The sequence below is a fragment of the Nibrella viscosa genome, from assembly GCF_039541875.1.
Lineage (GTDB): Bacteria > Bacteroidota > Bacteroidia > Cytophagales > Spirosomataceae > Nibrella > Nibrella viscosa.
In genome coordinates, this window is the sequence record NZ_BAABHB010000015.1 from 144375 (window position 1) to 166304 (window position 21930).

Below are 21930 nucleotides of genomic sequence, written 5' to 3' on the forward strand. Positions count from 1 at the left end.
AAGAGTCTTTTTGAAATCTTTTGTCGATTTGCCCGTGCCTAGCCAGCAAATCGCTTATTCTCAGCCTGAAAAAAAGACAAAATCTTTTTCATTTCCCAGGCTACACCCCTGATGTTTCTACCGATGGTGCAATTTTCTTTACCAGGCCCTGCAGCACTTTGCCTGGTCCGCACTCGATAAACTGCGTAGCGCCATCGGCTACCATCGCTTCGACCGATTGCGTCCAGCGTACCGGAGCGGTCAACTGCGCAATCAGGTTGGTTTTAATGGTGGCCACATCAGTCGACGGTAGAGCATTCACATTCTGGTAGATCGGGCAATTGGGCTCGCGGAACGGTGTGTTCTCAATGGCCAGGGCGAGTTCTTCGCGGGCCGGCTTCATCAGGGGCGAGTGGAACGCACCACCCACCGGCAGCGGCAGCGCCCGCTTGGCACCAGCCTCTTTCAGGCGCTCACAGGCAATCCGGACACCCTCATTGCTGCCTGAAATTACGACCTGACCCGGACAGTTATAGTTGGCTGGTACTATTACTTCACCCTCTATCTCGGCGCAGATTCGCTCAATGGTAGCGTCGTCGAGGCCCAGAATGGCGGCCATCGTGGAGGGGTTCAGTTCGCAGGCCCGCTGCATGGCCGAGGCTCGCTGTGATACCAGTTTCAGCCCGTCGTCAAATGAGAGCGCTCCAGCCGCTACCAGCGCCGAAAACTCACCCAGCGAGTGCCCGGCTACCATATCGGGAGCAAAGGGTTCTGTGGTCAGCGCCAGGGCTACGGAATGGAGAAAAATGGCGGGCTGGGTCACGTTGGTTTGTTTCAGCTCTTCGTCGGTGCCGTTAAACATGACGCTGGTCAGGCTAAAGCCCAGAATCTCATCGGCCTGATCGAACAAGGCGCGGGCTTTGTCGGACTGCTGATACAGGTCCTGGCCCATTCCCTTGAACTGGGAGCCCTGACCGGGAAATACGTATGCCTTCATACTTCGTAGGTTAAAATAAAGTGGGCGCAAAATAACCGGGCCGGGCCGATTATTCCAAAAACAGGCTTTGAAGTTCAGGTGCCGGCAGGCGGCAGGTATCAGTGCGGCCAAACAGCCGGTATCGGTTTCGGGCCACCCAATCGTAGGCAGCATCGCGCAGAAACCGGGGCAGTATCCGAAACACAGCCAGCCAGCGCCAGGGTATGGACAGTTGACCGGCAATCTGCAAAACGGCATCTGACTTTACCCAGACCTGCTCACCCGACAGTAGCACAATACTATCTGTTGCGGCCAGTGCTGGTCGCTGCGTCAGCAGCCGGCGACCCGTTTCAGACTGCAGCGAGGCATACCGGAACCGACGTTGCCGGTCATGGTCGATGAGGAAGTTGACCGCGCCATTGCAGAGATTACATACACCGTCGAAAAGTACAATATCCATCGTTCCGGAATTTACAAATGCGTTCAGTTAACAGATTGTTAATCAAATGATTAGTCAATAAGACAGGCGGCTAAAATATTTAAGTATATACGACAAACAAAAAATAAAAACACTCTGTTAGCTAATAAACGGTTTGTTCTGATTAGCAGTTACGCCAAATTAGGCCGGCTAATCTGAAAAAAGAAAGTACTTAGTTGTTTGCCTCAGGTTTGTGGTTTAGTTTTGGCCCTCGGGCTGAAAGCCACGGCCTAAACGGCTGTTTACTTAACATTTATTCTTAAAATTTCGTGCAATAGACCGTATGTCTTGGGTAACTCAAACACTGTCCAGCTCCCTCGGCCGCAAGGTAATCATGGCGGCAACGGGGCTGTTTCTGTGTACGTTTCTGGTAGTTCATTTGGCCGGTAATCTCCAGCTGTTTAAAGGGGATAACGGTCGGGCGTTTAATGAGTACAGCTACTTCATGACGCATAATCCGCTGATTATGACTGTTTCGTACCTGCTGTACACGTCCATTCTGGCTCACGCGCTGATGTCGATTATCCTGACGCGCCATAACCAGGCGTCGCGGCCTGTCAAGTATGCGTTTGCCCGTCCGGAGGCTAACAGCCCCTGGTCGTCGCGCAACATGGGTATTCTGGGCACCGTTCTGTTTATCTTTATCGTCATCCATATGCGGACGTTCTGGTATACGATGCATTTTGGGCCAATTCCAATGGCGGAGTACGATGGGCAGCAGTACAAGGATTTGTACAAAGTAGTTATTGAAGCCTTCTCGCACTGGTGGTATGTGTTGTTTTACGTGCTGGCAATGGTAGCGCTGGGCTATCACCTGGTGCATGGTTTTAAGAGCGGTTTCCAGTCGCTGGGCGTCCGGCATAAGAAGTACACGCCCATCATTGAAACGCTTGGTCTGTATGTATTTGCCATTCTGATTCCGGCATTATTTGCGGCCATGCCTATTTATATGTTTTTGAAAGTTAACGGTATTATTTAAAGAGTGAATGAGCAAAACCGGGCCGCCGGTACTGAGTAACCAGGCTCTCGCTCTATCACCCTTTCACTCCATCACTCTTTCGCTGTTTAGCTTTATGAAGTTGGATTCAAAGATTCCTGAAGGCCCGCTCGCTGAGAAGTGGCCGCGGCATAAGTTCAGCTTGAAGCTGGTAAACCCGGCCAACAAGCGCAAGTATGATATTATTATCGTCGGCACGGGTCTGGCCGGTGCCTCAGCCGCTGCGTCGCTGGCCGAACTGGGCTATAACGTTAAAGCATTTACCTTCCACGACAGTCCCCGCCGGGCACACAGTATTGCGGCTCAGGGAGGGATCAACGCGGCCAAGAACTACCAGAACGACGGTGATAGTGTGTTTCGGCTGTTCTACGATACCATTAAAGGGGGTGACTACCGTGCCCGCGAAGCCAATGTGTATCGCCTGGCCGAAGTCAGCGTCAACATCATCGATCAGTGCGTGGCGCAGGGGGTTCCCTTTGCCCGTGAATACGGCGGATTGCTGGCCAACCGGTCTTTCGGTGGGGCACAGGTATCGCGTACGTTTTACGCCCGTGGTCAGACCGGTCAGCAATTGCTGCTGGGTGCTTACCACGCCATGAGCCGGCAGGTAGCCAATGGTAAAGTAAAGCTCTACCCGCGTACCGAAATGCTGGACGTGGTGATTGAGGGTGGCAAAGCCCGCGGTATCATTACCCGTAACCTGATTACGGGTAAGATTGAGTCGCACTCCGGTCATGCGGTGCTGCTGTGTACGGGTGGCTACGGTAACGTGTTTTACCTGTCGACCAACGCCATGAACTCCAATGTAACGGCGGCCTGGCGGGCGCACCGGAAAGGGGCCCTGTTTGCAAACCCCTGCTATACGCAGATTCACCCGACCTGTATCCCCGTAAAAGGTAACTACCAGTCGAAGCTGACGCTGATGTCGGAGTCGCTGCGGAACGACGGCCGGGTATGGGTGCCAAAGACTAAAGAAATGGCCGAGCGCGTGCGGAAGGGCGACCTGAAGCCGACCGACATTAAAGAAGAAGACCGCGATTACTTCCTGGAGCGCCGGTATCCGTCGTTTGGCAACCTGGTGCCCCGAGACGTAGCCTCCCGCAATGCCAAGTACGTTTGCGATGAAGGCCGTGGGGTAGCGCCGACGGGTCTGGCCGTTTATCTCGATTTTGCCGATGCCATCAAACGCGACGGCCAGAAGACCATCGAGGCCAAATACGGTAACCTCTTCGAGATGTACGAAAAGATTGTCGACGACAATCCGTACGAAACTCCAATGATGATTTACCCGGCGGTACACTATACCATGGGAGGTCTTTGGGTGGATTACAACCTGATGACCAATATTCCGGGCCTGTACGCCCTGGGCGAGGCCAACTTCTCCGACCACGGTGCCAACCGCCTGGGGGCCAGTGCGCTGATGCAGGGTCTGGCCGACGGGTACTTTGTGATCCCGTACACCATCGGTGATTACCTGGCTACTATTGGCCCCGCTGATAAGATTTCGGTTGACCACCCGGCCTTTAAAGAGTCGGAGCAGAGTGTAAAAGATATGATCGACCGGCTGCTGGCTATCAACGGCGAGAAAACCACGGATGAGTTCCACCGCGAGCTGGGTCATATCATGTGGGAGTACTGCGGTATGTCGCGGAGCGCCGAAGGTCTGCAGAAAGCGAAGAAGATGATTCAGGAGCTGCGCCGGGAGTTCTGGATGAACGTACGGGTGATGGGCGAAAACGAAGAGTTGAACCAGTCGCTCGAACATGCCGGACGCGTAGCCGACTTCCTGGAGCTTGGCGAGCTGATGGTGGACGATGCCCTGCATCGGAAGGAATCCTGCGGAGGTCACTTCCGCGAGGAGTACCAGACGGAAGAAGGGGAAGCCATGCGCGACGACGCAAACTTTACCTACGTGGCCGCGTGGGAATACAAAGGTGAAAACCAGCAGTCGGAACTGCACAAAGAAGATTTAGTATTCGAAAACGTGAAGCTAACCCAGCGTAGCTATAAATAGTAGTTTGAAGTTTAAGGTTTGAGGTTTGAGGATTAAACGGGGCCGCCCGGCGGTCTGAGGTTTGAAGTTAATACTCGCGTAGCAACTACAAACTACAGACTACAAACTTCAAACTTCAGACTACAGACTTCGAACTCCAAACGACCATGAAATTTACACTGAAAGTCTGGAGACAGAAAAACAATCAGACACCGGGCAAACTGGTGGAATATAAGCTGGACAATATCTCGCCTGATATGTCCTTCCTGGAGATGTTCGACGTCCTGAACGCCGAACTGACCCACCGGGGCGAAGAACCGGTAGCGTTTGACCATGACTGCCGCGAAGGTATCTGTGGTCAGTGCTCGATGTACATCAACGGCCGGGCGCACGGTCCGCAAACCGGTGCCACGACCTGTCAGTTGCACATGCGCTCATTCAGCGACGGCGATACCATTGTGGTAGAACCCTGGCGGGCGCGGGCCTTCCCGGTCATCAAAGACCTGGTGACCGACCGGACCTCATTTGACCGGATCACCCAGGCCGGTGGCTTTATCTCGGTCAATACCGGCTCGGCTCCCGATGCCAACGAAATTCCGATTCCGCGGGAGTTGCAGGAAGAAGCCATGGACGCTGCCGCTTGTATTGCCTGCGGGGCCTGCGTAGCGGCCTGCAAGAATGCCTCGGCCATGCTGTTTGTGGCGGCTAAGGTATCGCACTTCGCCCTGTTACCGCAAGGCCAGCCGGAGCGCAAGATGCGGGCCGAGAAAATGGTGGCGCAGATGGACGACGAAGGCTTTGGTGCCTGCTCGTTTACCGGTGCCTGCTCCGTTGAGTGTCCGAAGTCGATTTCCCTCGACCACATCGCCCGCCTGAACCGCGAGTACCTGGGCGCGAAGCTGACATCGACGAATGTATAGGTTTTCGTTTAACGTTTAAGGTTTGAGGATTAACAGTTGAAGGACTACGTTAGTAGTAACGTCAAACGTTAAACCTCAAACCTCAAACGTTTATTACTCCTCCGCCAGCGTTCGGGAGATGTTCATGCGGTAGACGCCGATGGCCGGCAGGGCGGCTGCGAGTAAACCGATCAGGACGGCGACGCCGAGTAAGGCCCACTCTTCGGGCAGGATGGCGAACGAGGACAGGCTGTAGTGGTATTGATGCTGCACACCCGCCGAAAAGAGCAGCAGCCCGATGCGGCTGAAGAGCAGCCCCAGCACAAAGCCGATCAGGGCCAGTACCAGTCCTTCCAGCAAGAGCATTCCAAATAGTTGTGTTCGGGTGGCACCCATCGAAAGCATTAAGGCCATTTCGTAACGGCGCTCTTTCAGGGAGTTGTACAGGGAGACAAAGACGCTGATGCCGGAAATGAGCATAATCACAATGGCCAGTCCCCGGAGCGTGTCTACACCTACACCCAGCAGTGAAAACAGGCGATTGATTTCAATGGACGGCAGGGCCGCCTGTAGCTTCGAGTTATTATTGATGCCCCGCGCCAGCATCATCCCCAGCGGATTGCGAAACTGAATAAGCATACTGGTGATCTCACGGTTTTCGTCGGCGGCCGCTTCATGGTCGTGATCGTCGCCGTATTCGTCCGCGTGCCCTTCTTCGGTTCCGGCGGGGGTAGTGGCACCTTCCTCGTGGTGGTCGTGAATGGCCCAGACGCTGGAGATGTTCGTCAGAATAAGCTGGTCGGTTACGGTATTACTGCGGTTCAGGATACCCACTACCTTATATTGTGCTTCTTCGTGGGCTTCGCCGGCTTCGTCCAGGCCGTGCGAACCGGCAAAGGTATCCCCAATTTTCAGCCCTGTTACCTCCGCCACCCGTGGCCCGATAACCACCTCCATATCCTCCGCAAACAGCTTACCCTCGCCGACTGTAGCTTCGTAATGATCCAGGTACTTTTTGTTGGTACCTAAAATGCGAAAAGAGCGGTAATTATCGCCAATGGCCAGCGGAATAGCCGTTTTTATCATCGGGTTGCGGGTCAGTCGCTCGGCCTCGGCCAATGGAATATTACCCGTTGGCGCGTCGATCTGGTACACACTGGACAGGATCAGTTGGAGCGGACTTCCCTTTGCTCCCAGCACCATATCGATGCCTTTGATGTTTTTGGCAAACTGCTCATCCAACTGCTTGTTCAGCAGCAGCAGCAGCGAGATAATGGTAATTCCCAGCGTCATCAGCAGTCCGCTCAGAAAGCTGCTTAGCGGTTTATCCTTCAGGTTACTCCAGCTAATTCGGAATAGATTCATGGTGGGTCGTTTATAGCTTCAACGCAAAATGATGGCTGACAATATTGAACCGCTTGTTCAGGTACAGCCGGTGCGCATCGTACCGCTGCGGACTGTGGCCGGAATCCAGCGTAACATGGGTACAACCGGCCTGCCGGGCCTGCTCAATCACAAAATCCAGCAGCATCCCGGCATAGCCCTTTCCGCGTGCTTCCGGCAAGGTCGATAGATCATCGATGTACAGGGTTTTGCCGGTATGGAGCAGGTGTATGATGCGGTAGCCCACCACTGCCGGAACGGGCTCACCGGCATCGACAAAGGCCAGCGTGTATCCTTCCCGCTGCTGTACCGGAATCTGAATCAGGGCCTGTTCTTCAGATAAATGCGGTCGTAGCGCCAGTATGGCCGGCAAACAGCGCCGGATATCGGCTTCGGTGGTGGCTATCTTTACCATACGTTATAGTTTTTCGCGGATGGTCTGCAGGATCTCGTCTCCGCCCTGCGCCAGAATACTCTCGGCCAGTTGGTAACCCAACTGTTCGGCTTCGGCGGGTGTACCCGTAAAGGTCTCGCGCAGCATCTGATTACCGTCCAGGTTGATGATTCCGCCGGTCAGGCTAATCTCCGCACCAGCCCAGGTTGCCAGACCAAATACCGGAATACTACACCCTCCTTCTAACCGGCGCAGAAACGCCCGTTCGGCTTTCAGGCAGGTTTCCGTAGCCTCATGGTTCGTCAATTGCCGAATCGTTTGCAGCTTCTCATTGGTCAGACTCATGGCCGCTTCAATAGCTACACTACCCTGACCGACGGCGGGGGTAAACTCCTGTACGGGCAGATACTCCACAATCAGGTCATCGTACTGCATCCGGTGCACGCCCGCGTAGGCCAGCAGCAGGGCGTCACACTGCGCTTCGTCCAGCTTGCGCAGCCGGGTCTGTAAGTTGCCCCGCATATCAACGGTGGTCACGTGCGGGCAGAAGTGCTTCAGCATGGCCACCCGCCGGGTCGACGACGTGCCGATAACAAACGGCTGTCCGCTGGTGAGCGAAACCGTCTTGTTGCGGCTCACCAGCACATCGTTCACCTGTTCCCGCTCCGTAAAGGCAATGATGCCCAGATCGGCGGGCAGCGAAGATTGCAGGTCCTTGGCGCTGTGGACCGCAATATCAATGGTGCCGGCCCGGAGCTGATCTTCCAGTTCCTGGGTAAAGATGCCTTTGCTGCCGATCTTGGCAATGGACCGGTCCTGTATTTTATCGCCTTTGGTTTCAATCAAAACTAATTCGGAACTCACTCCGCCGTTGCCCAGCAGCTCCTGAATGTATTCGGCCTGCCAGAGCGCCAGCCGGCTGCTCCGCGTTCCTATTTTTATATGCATACTCGTCTTTAGTCTGTAGGTTGGTACGCCGGCTATGGGTAAGCCGGTGCAAACTTCCGTTGATATTGGCAAAAAAAGAAACTACGGATGCGCGTTTTCGGGGCCCCGCTCACAGTAGACGTCCCCAGCGCACTTTCCGTTTAAACAGGGCAAAGGAGTCGGTGCCCCGCACATCAATCCGGTTTATTTCCAGCGGCTTCCGGAGCGGCAATGAATTGATCCGGTTGCCAATGCGAAACGCCAGCCTAATCCCGCCTTCTTTCATGGCGGCCTCCATACCCCGGTAGGTAGCCAAATCTTTGGGCCTCCCTCCGTATGGGTAAGCGAAGGCCGGCAGCAATGGCAGATCAAGCTGCCGGGCAGCCGCCAGATTGGCGAGCAGGTCTTCTCCGATCTGGTCGGCCGATAACCCTTTGTAATTCAGATGCCGATGCGAGTGGTACGCTAATTCCACACCGTGGCGGCTGAGGTGTCGCAATTCGTCCACACTCATCAGCGGATCGGTACCGCCATCCCAGACATTGGTTTTTCCGATGTAGGCGGTGGGCACAAAAACCACAGCAGGGGAAGCAAAGGACTGCAATACCGGAAGGGCATAGGTCAGGTTATTCCGATAGCCATCATCAAAGGTCAGCAGGACAGACCTGGGCGGCAAAGCAGGACCCGTTCCGGTAAAATCGGCCAGAACAGCCTGCAACGACACAAAATGGTAGCCGGCCGACTGAAGATAGCGCAGTTGCTGCCGCAGTTGAGGTACCGAAACGGTAAGCATATCCATCCGCTCCGGATCCACTTTATGGTACATCAAAATCCGCAATCTGTTGACTTGCCTGTGGAAGTTGAGCCACACATAAGCCACAGAAAGCAACAGAATACCCAGCCCTACCGGAAAAAGTAAAATTCCCATTATACGACAAAATTGGCAATAAAATTAAACTTTTTGAAAAAAATTCGGTCAAACCGACAGGTTTGCACAGTTTTTGGCCTATTTCTACTGACAGCCTGGCTTACCTATCTCATTTTCTAAAGTAGGCACAGGATTTGTAAAACTTAAGTTGAACAGTAAACAACAGGTATTATGAGAGCGATAGAGAATGTATTCAGTGGAACGGGAGGTCAGATAGATCTGTTGAACACGCTTTATGGTGGTTCCAGCATGACAACTATGGATGTTCAGCGTGAAGATGATCGTTTAGTCATTACACTATCTGCCCCAGGCGTAGACGCCAATGCGTTTAATGTCCTGATTGAAGGAAACAAGCTTGTACTCTATACATTATTAGTACAGGATAACGATACAGTAGGTCAGCGTTTGGCTGTACCCATGTTTTTACGGGTGTTGGATATTCCGACGTTTGTCGACGCCGAACAGATTGAAGCCGTTCACGAACACGGCCGGGTATTGGTATCGTTGCCTTTCAAGAATGAAGAGCACCTGAACCGCCGGATCGATATTGAGGGTTTATTCTGAATTTAGGAGTTTGTGAAAATGCCATGTAGTTAAGCTTTATCCAACTGAAGAGTTTATTCTCCTGAATTCTTTCTTCCCGTATCCGGAGCCGTTCTCTGGCTCTGTCAACATATATCGAAGGCCTGCTTCTACGGAATCAGGCCTTTTTTCATTGTAACCCGGATTGTAATTCTGGTTCTTAACAACGAAACCCAGGATTACATTCCGGGTTACACCTCCTCCATCTCCCTTAGCTTCGCGTACTTCACGACCGGGTACATGGCGGAGAAGAGCGACCAGAGAAAGCCGGGGTAGCCGTTCAGGAAGTTTAGTTTCAGAATGTATTCTTTCAGGAAGGTAAGCGGCAGCCGGAACAAGACCTGGAAAAGCGAACCTTTCTTTTGCCGCGTGACCAGGTCCCGCGCACCGGCGGTGGTGTAGCGGTTGAACTTCTCGAAGTATTCGTGCAGGGAGCCGTAGCTATAGTGCAGCATATGGTGGTGCAGGCGGGCTACCGGGCCGCTCAGCACCACGTCTTCATGGACGCGGTTGGTGTTGTAATTCCCGTATTGCCGGTTAAACAGCCGGAGGTGCGGCATTTTGTACTCTCCGCCGTAGCGCATTAATTTCCCCAGAAAGACGAGCGAGATAGGGACCTCATAACCGACCGCTTTCTCCTGCCCAATGCGCTGTTGGATCTCGTCACGCAGCTCGGGTGTTACCACCTCATCGGCATCCACTACCAGCACCCAATCGTGGTGGGCCTGACTCACGGCAAAGCCTTTCTGGGTACCAAAGCCATCGAAATCGCGGTGTAGAACGCGGCAACCAAAGCGGTCGGCAATCGCCAGAGTACGATCCGTACTGCCGGAGTCGACGATCACCGTTTCGTCGCACCACGAAAGGGCCTGTAGTACCTCAGGTAACACCCGCTCGGAGTTGAGCGTGATCATAACAGCGGATAACCGAACAGTCAAGATGGAATGCAGTGAATTGTCAGGGAAACAGGCAAAAGTACGCACGAATCAGGAAAACAAAGAAGCCCTGGCTAATAATGCCTTAATTTTAGTGTCGAAAGCTTACGTATAAGGGTGCTGATTATCAAAGCCTTGTATTTTTTGGTACTAATCAAAGAACTTGCTGTGGCCCAGGGCAGCCAACTCACTGATATAGTTAACATTACCCGTTGAGCAAGTTTACACCTTATCCATTGGTCTGTCAAACACCTTGACTATCCTGCTGAATCGCCTATTTTTGTTGAATAGTCAGCAAGTCTCCCGCCTGACCATCTACAGTTTTCGAAAGCTGTACAGCACGATTTATAAACGGACGATTATGATACATACAAATGCAATTGAGCCAATCCTGGAAGAGGATAAAGGCCGGTTTGTGCTGTTTCCTATCCAGCACAGCGACATCTGGCAGATGTACAAGAAGCACGAGGCTTCGTTCTGGACTGCCGAAGAAATTGATCTCTCGCAGGACCTGAAAGACTGGGAGAACCTGAGCGACGGCGAGCGCCACTTTATCTCTCATGTACTGGCGTTCTTTGCGGCCAGCGACGGTATTGTGAACGAGAACCTGGCCGTAAACTTCCTGTCGCAGGTGCAGTATGCCGAAGCGAAGTGCTTCTACGGCTTCCAGGTGATGATGGAAAATATTCACTCGGAGACCTACTCGCTGCTGATCGATACCTATATCAAAGATCCGGTTGAGAAAGATAAGATGCTCAACGCCATCGACACCATTCCCTGCGTGCAGAAGAAAGCCGAATGGGCGCTCCGCTGGATCGACAACGGCTCGTTTGTGGAGCGGCTGCTGGCGTTTGCCGCCGTGGAAGGTATCTTCTTCTCGGGTTCTTTCTGCTCTATTTTCTGGCTGAAGAAGCGCGGCCTGATGCCGGGCCTGTCATTCTCCAACGAACTTATCTCCCGCGACGAAGGGCTGCACCGCGATTTTGCCTGCCTGCTTTACACGGATCATATCAAGCACAAATTACCGGAAGCGGATGTGTACAAACTCATCAAAGATGCCGTTGATATCGAGCAGGAATTTGTGAGTGATGCCCTGCCGGTGTCGCTGATCGGGATGAATGCCGATCTGATGAAACAGTATATTGAATTTGTGGCCGATCACCTGCTGGTGTCGCTGGGTCTCCAGAAAATATACAACGTCACCAACCCGTTCGATTTCATGGATATGATTTCGCTACAGGGCAAGACCAACTTCTTTGAAAAGCGCGTCGGCGAATACCAGAAAGCCGGGGTGATGTCGAATCTGAACGAGCGTGATGCCGTGAAGTTTACGCTGGAAGAAGATTTTTAATAGCTGTCGTCTGCCGCCTGAAAAAAGCCTCCGAACACCCGGAGGCTTTTTTCGTCAGTAACCTTTAGGCGACGAGGCTATTCTATTACCTGGTGCGCCACTAATAACCGCCGGGCGGCCCTGTAGCGACTAATTTCAAACTTCTACGAGCATTGCCCCGTACGAGTACCCCCCGCCGAAGACGGTGACAATGATGCGCTGGCCTTTCTGGAATGTGTCCCAGTTTTCGGAGAGGCCGATGGCGCAGCCGGCACAACCGGTATTACCCAGCCGATGAATATTGGAGATGAGTTTTTCTTCCGGCAGGCCAAGCGTTTGCATCACGTTGCGACTGATGCGCAGGTTGGCCTGGTGGGGCAGAATATAGTCGACATCGTGGAGCGTCAGGCCGCAGCGGTACAGCACCTGCTGGCTCACCTTGGGCATGTACTGGCAGGCGTTGCTGAAAACATCGCGGCCGTGGGGCATAATAACGCCCCGTTCCAGCGGCTTCAGGACAACGGCGGTGGTGGCCTTCCCGCTGGTGGCGGCTCCGCCGGTAATGACGCAGTGGATGGTCATATCGTCCGGACTCTGACGCTCTTTAGTCAGCAGCAGGGCCGCTGAGCCATCGCCCCAGAGGTGGCCCGATACCGTATCCTCCTCGTTGTAGTAAGCCGTATTATGCTCCGAGACTACAACCAGCGCCCGACGCGCTTTTTTCAGGGCAAAATACCCTTCCACAATCTCAATGGCGTTCAGTAGCGAGGAGCAGGCGGAGGAGATGGAAACCACCGGAATATCCGGAATATGCAGATGGTGCTGAACAACGTGGGCCAGCGTTACGATGGTATCGTGAGGGGTATAGGTAGCCCCGACAATCAGATCAACTTCCGATAAATCGGCTTTTTCCTGTAATGCCCGGACGGCTTCGACAGCCAGTGTATTGGCGTTTTCGTCGGGGCCGGCTTTGCGCCGTTCCTCAATGCCGGTGCGCTCGATAATCCATTCGCTGGCGAGGCCGTTTAGTTGAGTGAAGTGTTCATTACCAACTACCTGCGTAGGCAAATAGTGGCTGACCGCGTGAATATACATTGTGCCAACGGTTAAGGCTGGTAGCGGGAAACCGCAATTTCAGGCCGCAAAGGTACTTATTTTTTAGGCCATTCGGATGGGTTAGCCGGAATAATTCAAATACGACTTTGGAAAGTTAAGTTTTTGGTGTGGATACTTAGGCTGAATTGACGGTCAGGTTTAAAACCGATACTCTTTCCGGACTACCGTAATATTACTGGTTCTGCCCTGCTCCGGGATTACATGGGCGGGCATAGGGATGTTGACCAGTTGTGGGGGTAAGCCGATGGATTGGTCGTATAGCAGCAGCCGCAGGGGACTCCCGTTTTTTACCCGTGCCGATAGCGTTACTTCTTTCGAAATGGGCAATCCGTAAAACCGGATATACAAGGCCGGGCCTTCGGCGGTGGTGGTAAACGCAGGGGGCACGGGTTCGCCGTTCAGCGTTACGGCGGAGAGGTTGCTTTCCTGCCGGGATAACAGCACAAGCTGCAGGTGGGCGGCCTGCCGGGGGGAGCGCAGGCGGATACGTAAAACCCGTTCGGTGCCGGCTGCCGAATCAGCTATCAGTTCAGCAACGGGAGGCTGGACGGTAATCGGAGTTGCTTTGTCTTTCAGATATACCGCAGAGGCTATCGGGTTGAACTCAGCGAGCGTGCCGGTGGTGGGGTTAGGAAAAAATTGGTTGTTCCAGTCGTCAGTGATCTGGTACTCCGATGCCCACCAGGCCTGCGCGCTGTCGGCATTAAGGTAATAGCCGACGTGGCTGTGCAGGGGGTGTTCCGGGCTGGGTTGTTCGTTTCGGATGGCAAAGGCCGTTTGCAGGATACCCGCCAGCAAAAGGAGCAAGGGGAGTACGGGTATGCGTCGTAGGCTTGTCTGTTGTTCGGCTACCGTCAGCAAAGGCAGTGCCAGTCCCAGTACCAGACTGAGCATGGTTACGGTAGCTACCGGCAGTTGCAGGGCAAACGTTACGCTCAACAGCCGGACAATGGGCATCAGCATAAAAATGGCGGGCAGCAGCGCAACCAGCAGAATGCCCACATAAGGAAGGGTTACCTCCTGCCGGTGCCCGTTCTGTGCAAACACGACCAGAGTGCCAATCAGGCAAAACAGCAGGGGGAACATAAAAACAAACGTGGCCGACGGGACGAGGATAAACAGGGTAAGCGTCAGCCCATACATCAGCAGATACACGCCTGTTGTAAACGAAAACAGGCGCAGCCAACGTAAGACTACCCGGCTTATGAGCAGAAACAGGCCTGTTGCCAGCAAGATATATCCTGCCAAAAAAAGGTCGGGACCATACACACCGTTGAAGGGATGCAAATAGGGCAGCAGGCGCAGCACGAGCCAATTGGTCGGAATAGAAAGGCCGGCCACTATCGCCAGCATGAGCAGGTACAGAAAAAAGCCGCCAAGTGCCTGCGATAGCGTAAGGGCTTCCCTACGCATACCGACAACGATCACGGTGATTAACAAGCCTGTTAGTAAGGTAAACCACAGCCAGTTTAGCGCCATTGGGTATTGAACCAGCCAGCTACCGGCCGGATTGAAAAATACTTTATCGGGCGCTTTGGTTTGACTAAGCGAAATGGTACCGAAATGCCGCGCCAAGGTCAGCATGTTGGCACCGTGGTGTTGCAGACTGTTCGGGTTCAGGTTTTCGGGAGAGTCGGTCCGTTTATGGTAGTGGATAAATCCATCAATAAATGCCGAGTTGACGCCGGTATAGCCCGCTTTCCGGAACACCGAAAAATCCGTGTCGTTGGGTAAGGCGCGGTACACTTCGTACATCAGCGAACTGGCTAACGGATACGGGGCAGCTTTAACGAACTCCTCAACCACCCAGCCATTTTCGGGGCTTATTTCAAAGGTCATGCTCGGGCCGCTGTTTCCTCTGGCTTCCAGGTTGATGACAACCCCAACATTTTTGGCAAGCGGATGGTGGAGAAAGGCACTCGCACCAAAAAGACCGTATTCTTCGCCGTCGGTGAGCAAAAAAATCACGTCGTTTTGCAAGGGTGGTCCCTGCCGGAGGGCGCGGGCGGTTTCCAGGATGGCGGCTACACCGGCCCCATCGTCGCCGGCACCGGGGGTGTTTGGCTGGGAGTCGTAGTGAGCCATCAGGAGCACCGCTTTACCACTGGTTTGTCCCGGTAAGCGTCCGATGATGTTGTAAACATGCCCTGTCAGGCTGGAACTCCAGGCCTGGGCACTTACGGTGAGGTCCTGCACCTCAGGTTGTAAGCCGAGCCGGCGCATCTCGTTTATCAGATACGCCCGTACCTGCTCGTGCGCCGGGGTGCCCATCGCGTGGGGGGCAGCAGCAATCCGGCGAACATAGGACATAGCCCGCTCCGCCGAAAATTCTGTGACCGGGGCCGTGGCGGGCAGTGCCTCGGGTGGTCGGATCAGCCAGATACTCCAGCCGGAAAAACCGGTTAGGGCAAGCAGAATACATATGGCCAGGAGGAGACGGGACGGTAGCATGAGGTAGGTGGGTAGCGGGTTAACGTCGGCACTGGTAAATTAACGTAAAGACGCGTAGATTTCCAGCAACTTCTCGGCTTCGGTAGCCCAACTGTATTCCCGCTGCACAGCTTCGTACCCGCGCCGGCCCATCGCTTCGGCTTCGTCGCGGTGCTCGATCAGCCAGATCAGCCGGTCGGCTACGGCGGCCGTGTCGGTGGGGTCGACGCAGAAGCCGCACCGATGCCGTTCGACTACGTCCTGGTACAGGGGAAAATCGGAGGTGAGGACCGGCAGGCCGAGAGCCATGTACTCAAACATTTTGGTGGTGTAGGAGTCGGGGTAGTCACCTACGGGTTTCAGCAGCGCAATACCGGCAACGGCGTTGATGGCGTAGGGGAGGGCCTCCGGCTGGTTGGTGTAGCCGTAAAAAACAAGGTTTTCTTTCACCACCTGGTAGGCAGGAATGCATTCCAGATCGTACTGGCTGAAGGTTTGGCGACCGAACAGATGCACCGTGAAAGAAGGATACCGCTTTTTCAGTTGCACAAAGGCCTCCAGCATGGCGTCGAACGCCCGCTCGAAGGTGAGCCAGCCGATGTAGAAAAACGTGATGGGGTCCTGCGGCCGGCGGTACGGTCGACGGTAGGGCAGTATGTCCTGGAGCAGGGGATAGTTGTAAACAACGGCGTAGGGTTTTGCCAGATCCGTATAGGTATCCAGATAGCCGTGTTCGGTAAAGATCAGGGTAAACTGCTGCCGGGCCAGCTTATCAAAATACCGGAAGGCCCGCTCCAGCAGCCAGCCCCGGTTAAAGGTCTTCAGGTGCATTTTCTTATACAGATTCTCCTGCACCTCATAAATCACTGCCGAACCCGTCCACTTGAACAGAAACGCAAACGGTATGAATTCCGGTACGTAAACATGAACCACGCGGGGCCGCAGCCAGAGGCAGCGCAGCACAATGAGCGGGCAGGTGATGAGGGTACGCCAGATCACCCGTTTGAAATACGGCAGCCGGATAAACCGGATCTCCGGCGCTACACCCGGTACGGCATTGGGGATGGCGCAGTAGACCTCATAGACCTGCGCCAATGTGCGGCATTGTTTGTACACGACCCGGGGGTCGGTGGGTTGGTGAGCGGTGCTGATGTGCAGGATACGCTCTTTTTTCATACTGCCGGCTGCACAATAGCGACGCCCGAGGAAGTACCAATTCGTGTGGCACCGGCTTCAATAAAGGCCAGGGCTTGCTCATAGGTTTTGATGCCGCCGGAAGCTTTTACCTGAAGGCTTTCGGGCAGCAGCGACCGGATGAGTTTTACCTGCTCGATCTCGGCACCGGCGGGGGCAAAGCCGGTGGAGGTTTTGACAAAATCAGCTTTGGCTTCGGTGCATAATTCGCAGGCAATCCGGATTTCATTATCGTCCAGGTAAGCGGTTTCAATAATGACCTTCAGCAACGCCCCCTGACTCTGAGCCAGCCCGGCCAGCGTACTGATCTCCTCGCGTACACTCAGGTAGGCCATCGACTTAAACCGGGCCAGGTTCATCACCACATCCAGTTCGGTAGCGCCGTCTTCCAGCGCCTTCTCCGCTTCTGTTACTTTTACGGCCAGACTGGTGTACCCCATCGGAAACCCGATAACCGTGCAAACCTTAACCGGCGAGCCGGCCAGGATGTCACTGGCGTACAGTACGTAGGAGGGAGGCACGCAAACCGTCCGGAACCGGTGCCTATAGGCTTCTGCGCAGAGTTGCCGGATGTCGGTCTCTGTAGCGGTGGGTTTCAGGTTGGTGTGGTCGATATACGTTTCAAGTTTCATGTTTCAGGGTTTCAGGTTGGTGTGGTCGATATACGTTTCATGTTTCAGGGTTTCGGGTTGGGAGAACGGAAGGACCTGGCGTTACTACTTGATGCCGTACTTCCGCAAATCGGCGTCGATGCGCTGGTTCCAGCGTTCCTGGGCGGCCTGGTTGATGCCGTGGTTGGTTTCGCCGTCGTACTGCTCCTGGAGCCGGTTCATTTCACGGAACGCTTCCAGGTACTGATATTGGATAATGCTGTTGTAATCGTCAATGCTCAGGCTGTCGGCGGGCACCCGCTGCTTAAACCGTTCGGCTACGATCCTGACAATGTCGAAATGCCGCTGCTCGTGGTTGAGGGCGTAGTCGTTGCGGGCTATTTCTTTTACCCAGGATGAGCTTTTCAGCACGTAGACCTTCAGGGTCAGCTTGATGTTCAGCACGCCGTTCACCGTTTCGCTGCCACCTTCGTACGCAAAACTAGGAAACACGGCGGCCGCGTACCGGCTGATGGCCGACGGTTTGGCCCGGAAGTCATTCCAGGTAAGCGGGCGATTGACGGAGTAAAAGACGGAATCCGTTTCGACCGGGTTACTATAATCGGTAAACATCACCTTCAGTTCTTTTGCCAGCTTTTCGTTCTGGTTCGCCTGCTGGTTCATCCACGTATTCAGAAACCGCAGCGCATCGGACAGCGACTGCCGCAGCGTCGGCTCAACGGATGTAAGCTGGCCGGCGGGCCGGTTGTAGCGGGCTCCGCCCTGGTACTCCACCAACCGGACCGATTCGCCATCGCGGAGAATATCGAACGCCAGCGACAGCACAATCCGGCCTTCCACCCGGTTGCCGGTGGCGGGCGCTTCGGTGATTTTACATTGTTTGACGCGAATGGCAATGGGCCGCAGCAACTGATTCTGCCGGAGGCTCTGCCGCACAAACTGCCGGAGCGCCGGTAGGGTGCCCCCCTGCAAATCCACCCGCTCCGCCGGGCGGCCGGGGGTAGTGATCAGGTGACCTATAGCGCCACGTTCCGGCCGCTCGTCGGTAATTTCAGCAATATAAAACTCTTTGGGCGTAAAGGGCAGCGGTTCAGCTTTCAGAGCAATGGGATCGGCCGCTTGCTTCAGGCCCACAAACAGGTACACCACTAAAAAGGCCGAAAGCCAGACGGCCATACGTTGACTTCGCTTCGTATGACGACCTGACTTCCGGCTTTTAATGATTGGTTTTGTCAAATCCCTATTCAATTAACACGGCCCGACCGCTCATGACGTCGTTCTCGACGGTTTTGTACTTTACATCCCGCTTCACGGTACCATCGGCATACTGCACGTTCACCCGTTCGTTGCGGTTGGCAATCTTGGCAACCCGTACCGGCACCTGGCGCTCAGGCGGCCGGTTGCTGGCGGCCATCCGGCGGGCATACTCTTCGGGACCGCCCGATACCGGCTCTTCGTGGTCTTCCTTGTTGGTATGCAGTTCGGGCTGTGGTTCCGGACGACGGGCCGGGGCCTGCATCACTTCCTGACGCACCTCCTGGGGCTCCTGCGCCGGAATATCGGCTTTGCTCAGAAAGCTGATCGTGTCGAAATTTACTTTGTTCAGGAAACGCTTGAACAGTTCCACCGACTCAAATTTGTACACCAGCAAGGGGTCTTTCTGCTCGAATACGGCGTTCTGTACCGACTGCTTCAGATCGTCCATCTCGCGTAGGTGCTCTTTCCACTCCTGGTCGATCACCGCCAGCGTAACGGCCTTTTCCATTTCGGTCACCAGTACGCGTCCCTGCGTATCTACCGATTGTTGCAGGTCGCAGACGACGGTCAGCTCGTGCATACCGTCGGTAAACGGCACCACAATGTTCTTGATAACGGCCCCCTGTTCGTGCAGTACCTGCTGCAGTACCGGCAGGGCTTTCTCGGCAATAGCCAGGTTTTTCTCATGGTATTTTTTCTCAGCCTCTTCGTACAGGCGCTGAATCTGATCCGGCTTCTTCAGCTTGACAAATTCTTCGCGGCTGATGGATACGCTCACGCCCATGGCGGTCAGCATCTGCAGCGCCACCTCGTCGTAATTGCCTTCGGTATTGGTAACGATTTCGTCGCAGACATCGTACATGGTGTTGGCGATGTCAAGCGGCAGACGATCCCCGAAGAGGGCGTTCCGGCGACGCTTGTAGATGGCTTCGCGCTGGTAGTTCATCACGTCGTCGTACTCCAGGAGTCGCTTCCGGATGCCGAAGTTGTTTTCTTCGACTTTCTTCTGCGCCCGCTCGATGGATTTGGTGATCATCGAGTGCTGAATTACTTCGCCTTCTTCCAGACCCATGCGGTCCATAACCCGCGCAATCCGGTCGGAGCCGAACAGACGCATCAAACTATCTTCCAGCGACACAAAGAACTGCGTGGTACCGGGGTCGCCCTGGCGACCCGAACGACCGCGCAACTGCCGGTCGACCCGGCGCGATTCGTGGCGCTCCGTACCGATGATGGCCAGACCACCGGCCTCCCGTGAGTCGGGCGTCAGCTTAATGTCGGTACCCCGACCGGCCATGTTGGTAGCGATTGTAACCGTACCCGGCTTACCGGCTTCGGAAACGATTTCGGCTTCGCGCTGGTGGTACTTGGCGTTCAGGACCTGGTGCTGAATCTTCCGCAGGGTCAGCAGGCGGCTGAGCAGTTCGGAGTTTTCGACCGAAGTGGTACCCACCAGAACCGGGCGGCCTTTCTCGACCAGGCTCACAATCTCATCGACTACGGCATTGTATTTCTCCCGCACCGAACGGTAGACTTTATCTTCTTCATCTTTCCGGATGATTGACTTATTGGTCGGGATAACCACCACATCCAGTTTGTAGATCTGCCAGAATTCAGAGGCTTCCGTTTCGGCCGTACCGGTCATACCGGCCAGCTTGTGGTACATCCGGAAATAGTTTTGCAGCGTCACGGTGGCGTAGGTCTGGGTAGCATCTTCGACCTTTACACCTTCCTTGGCTTCTACGGCCTGGTGCAGACCATCCGACCAGCGACGACCTTCCATGATCCGGCCCGTCTGCTCGTCAACGATCTTTACCTTTCCGTCCATAATCACGTAATCCACATCCTTCTCAAAGAGGCTGAAGGCTTTCAGCAACTGGTTTACGGTATTAATGCGCTGCGTTTTAACGGAGTAGTCGCGGATAACGGCTTCTTTGTGCAGAATTTTCTCCTGCTCCGACAGCTCGCTGTTCTTCTCGACGGCATTGAGTTCGATAGACAGGTCGGGAAGAATAAAGAAGTTCGGGTCTTCGCCGGAGCCCGTAATGTAGTCAATTCCTTTTTCGGTCAGCTCGATGCTGTTGTGCCGCTCGTCGATGGTGAAGTAGAGCGGAGCATCGGCTTCCGGCATCAGCTTCTGGTTTTCGGCCAGGTAGATCGATTCCGTTTTCTGGAGGATCTGCTTCATACCGGTTTCGCTGAGGTATTTAATCAGCGGCTTGTATTTGGGGAAACCCCGGTGCGCCCGGAACAGGGCCACACCGCCTTCTTTCTCGTCGCCGGCGGCAATCTTTTTCTTGGCTTCGTTCAGCAGGTCCATCACCAGCTTACGCTGGGCCTCAACCACCCGCGATACACGAGGCTTCAGTTCAATAAAATCCTGCTCATCGCCACGCGGTACCGGACCTGAGATAATCAGGGGCGTCCGGGCATCGTCGATCAGCACGGAGTCAACCTCATCGACCATGGCGTAGTGGTGTTTCCGCTGCACGAGTTCTTCCGGGCTGCGGGCCATGTTGTCGCGGAGGTAGTCGAAACCAAATTCGTTGTTGGTGCCGTAGGTGATGTCGGCGAGGTACGCGTTCTTGCGGGCTTCGGAGTTGGGCTGGTGCTTGTCGATGCAGTCGACGCGCATGCCGTGGAACTCAAACAGCGGAGCCATCCACTCCGAGTCACGCTTGGCGAGGTAGTCGTTCACCGTCACGATGTGTACCCCCCGGCCGGCCAGCGCGTTCAGGAAAGCCGGGAAGGTAGCCACCAGCGTCTTTCCTTCACCCGTTGCCATTTCGGAAATTTTGCCCTGGTGCAGCACCACGCCACCAATGATCTGCACATCGTAGTGGACCATATCCCACTTAATAAGTGTGCCGGCGGCATCCCACTGGTTGGCCCAGTAGGCCTTGTCGCCGTCGATGGTAATGTGTTTTTTGCGGAAGGCGAACTCGCGGTCGAGCGGAGTGGCCGTTACCTCAAGCTGCTCATTCTCCTTGAAACGGCGGGCGGTTTCTTTAACCACCGCAAACGCTTTGGGCAGAATGTCCAGCAGCACGCGCTCCAGTTCCTTGTTGCGGTCGGCTTCCAGCTTATCAATCTGGTTGAAGATCTGTTCTTTCTGGTTGACATCCATATCGGGCTGGCTACTCACCTGATGATTCAGGTCGGCCACTTTGGTGTCGATGTCCTGCAATTCACGGGCGATCTGTTGCTTCAGCTCGGCGGATGTATTGCGCAGTTCGTCGTTGGAAAGGTCTTTCAACCGGTTGAATTCGGTATTCACCTTCTCCACATACGGGTACAGGTCGCGCAGGTCCCGTTGTGACTTGGTGCCGAAAAACTTGGTTATGCCTTTGGTGATGAGATTAATCATTTTCTCGAAAAATAGTCGACAGTCAGTGGTCGATAGCCGATAGTCGTTAGTGGCTCCGCGGATTTTACTAACGACCGCCGGGCGGCCCCGTATTGACTAACGGCTATCGACTATATGAATTACGTAATTTTGCACAAAATTAGTTCATTACGGC

Annotated in this window: 18 protein-coding genes; 5 read left to right on the forward strand and 13 right to left on the reverse strand. The window is 54.4% G+C overall.

The features are described from left to right. Positions 1–100: 100 nt before the first annotated feature. Positions 101–976 (reverse strand): ACP S-malonyltransferase, encoded by an 876-nt coding sequence (gene fabD / locus ABD931_RS25340; protein ID WP_345270819.1) that lies wholly within the window; start codon positions 974–976, stop codon positions 101–103. Between the two features lie 49 nt (positions 977–1025). After that, positions 1026–1415 (reverse strand): thiol-disulfide oxidoreductase DCC family protein, encoded by a 390-nt coding sequence (locus ABD931_RS25345; protein WP_345270820.1) that lies wholly within the window; start codon positions 1413–1415, stop codon positions 1026–1028. Positions 1416–1716: 301 nt separating this feature from the next. Between ABD931_RS25345 and ABD931_RS25350 the strand changes: the two genes are divergently transcribed. The 3 genes from ABD931_RS25350 (at position 1717) to ABD931_RS25360 (ending at position 5343) form a co-directional block, all read left to right on the forward strand. Beyond that, positions 1717–2412 carry a succinate dehydrogenase cytochrome b subunit gene (locus ABD931_RS25350; protein ID WP_345270821.1) on the forward strand — a complete coding sequence of 232 codons (696 nt, stop codon included), beginning with the start codon at positions 1717–1719 and terminating at the stop codon, positions 2410–2412. A 94-nt stretch (positions 2413–2506) separates the two neighbouring features. Further along, positions 2507–4444, forward strand: coding sequence for a fumarate reductase/succinate dehydrogenase flavoprotein subunit (locus ABD931_RS25355; protein WP_345270822.1), 1938 nt, complete (start codon positions 2507–2509; stop codon positions 4442–4444). Positions 4445–4590: 146 nt separating this feature from the next. Next, complete coding sequence (locus ABD931_RS25360) at positions 4591–5343, forward strand: succinate dehydrogenase/fumarate reductase iron-sulfur subunit (RefSeq protein ID WP_345270823.1); 753 nt, start codon at positions 4591–4593, stop codon at positions 5341–5343. 93 nt (positions 5344–5436) lie between these two features. On the opposite strand, the gene ABD931_RS25365 is transcribed toward ABD931_RS25360, so the two are convergent. From ABD931_RS25365 to ABD931_RS25380, 4 genes are all read right to left on the reverse strand, one after another. Next, on the reverse strand, positions 5437–6687 hold the full coding sequence (locus tag ABD931_RS25365) for an ABC transporter permease (RefSeq protein ID WP_345270824.1): 1251 nt from the start codon (positions 6685–6687) through the stop codon (positions 5437–5439). A 10-nt stretch (positions 6688–6697) separates the two neighbouring features. Continuing rightward, positions 6698–7120 carry a GNAT family N-acetyltransferase gene (locus tag ABD931_RS25370; protein ID WP_345270825.1) on the reverse strand — a complete coding sequence of 141 codons (423 nt, stop codon included), beginning with the start codon at positions 7118–7120 and terminating at the stop codon, positions 6698–6700. A 3-nt stretch (positions 7121–7123) separates the two neighbouring features. Next, the gene (hemC, locus tag ABD931_RS25375) at positions 7124–8047 is read right to left on the reverse strand and encodes a hydroxymethylbilane synthase (protein ID WP_345270826.1); all 924 of its coding nucleotides are present in this window, start codon (positions 8045–8047) and stop codon (positions 7124–7126) included. A gap of 109 nt (positions 8048–8156) precedes the next feature. After that, on the reverse strand, positions 8157–8954 hold the full coding sequence (locus ABD931_RS25380) for a polysaccharide deacetylase family protein (protein ID WP_345270827.1): 798 nt from the start codon (positions 8952–8954) through the stop codon (positions 8157–8159). Positions 8955–9125: 171 nt separating this feature from the next. Between ABD931_RS25380 and ABD931_RS25385 the strand changes: the two genes are divergently transcribed. Beyond that, positions 9126–9518 carry an Hsp20/alpha crystallin family protein gene (locus ABD931_RS25385; RefSeq protein ID WP_345270828.1) on the forward strand — a complete coding sequence of 131 codons (393 nt, stop codon included), beginning with the start codon at positions 9126–9128 and terminating at the stop codon, positions 9516–9518. 209 nt (positions 9519–9727) lie between these two features. On the opposite strand, the gene ABD931_RS25390 is transcribed toward ABD931_RS25385, so the two are convergent. Continuing rightward, positions 9728–10450 (reverse strand): glycosyltransferase family 2 protein, encoded by a 723-nt coding sequence (locus ABD931_RS25390; RefSeq protein ID WP_345270829.1) that lies wholly within the window; start codon positions 10448–10450, stop codon positions 9728–9730. Between the two features lie 382 nt (positions 10451–10832). Between ABD931_RS25390 and ABD931_RS25395 the strand changes: the two genes are divergently transcribed. Continuing rightward, entirely contained in the window at positions 10833–11822 is a 990-nt protein-coding gene (locus tag ABD931_RS25395; RefSeq protein WP_345270830.1) for a ribonucleoside-diphosphate reductase small subunit, read from the forward strand. A 135-nt stretch (positions 11823–11957) separates the two neighbouring features. On the opposite strand, the gene ABD931_RS25400 is transcribed toward ABD931_RS25395, so the two are convergent. From ABD931_RS25400 to secA, 6 genes are all read right to left on the reverse strand, one after another. Then, complete coding sequence (locus tag ABD931_RS25400; RefSeq protein WP_345270831.1) at positions 11958–12896, reverse strand: 3-oxoacyl-ACP synthase III family protein; 939 nt, start codon at positions 12894–12896, stop codon at positions 11958–11960. A 159-nt stretch (positions 12897–13055) separates the two neighbouring features. Next, a complete protein-coding gene (locus ABD931_RS25405) occupies positions 13056–15368 on the reverse strand; it encodes a M20/M25/M40 family metallo-hydrolase (protein WP_345270832.1) in 2313 nt (770 codons plus the stop codon). A 39-nt stretch (positions 15369–15407) separates the two neighbouring features. Beyond that, the gene (locus tag ABD931_RS25410; RefSeq protein ID WP_345270833.1) at positions 15408–16523 is read right to left on the reverse strand and encodes a glycosyltransferase; all 1116 of its coding nucleotides are present in this window, start codon (positions 16521–16523) and stop codon (positions 15408–15410) included. Next, the gene (deoC, locus tag ABD931_RS25415) at positions 16520–17173 is read right to left on the reverse strand and encodes a deoxyribose-phosphate aldolase (RefSeq protein ID WP_345270834.1); all 654 of its coding nucleotides are present in this window, start codon (positions 17171–17173) and stop codon (positions 16520–16522) included. The genes ABD931_RS25410 and deoC overlap by 4 nt, the downstream gene beginning before the upstream one ends. 84 nt (positions 17174–17257) lie before the next feature. Then, a complete protein-coding gene (locus ABD931_RS25420) occupies positions 17258–18328 on the reverse strand; it encodes a hypothetical protein (protein WP_345270835.1) in 1071 nt (356 codons plus the stop codon). A 64-nt stretch (positions 18329–18392) separates the two neighbouring features. Next, the gene (gene secA, locus ABD931_RS25425; protein WP_345270836.1) at positions 18393–21776 is read right to left on the reverse strand and encodes a preprotein translocase subunit SecA; all 3384 of its coding nucleotides are present in this window, start codon (positions 21774–21776) and stop codon (positions 18393–18395) included. Positions 21777–21930 lie beyond the last annotated feature (154 nt).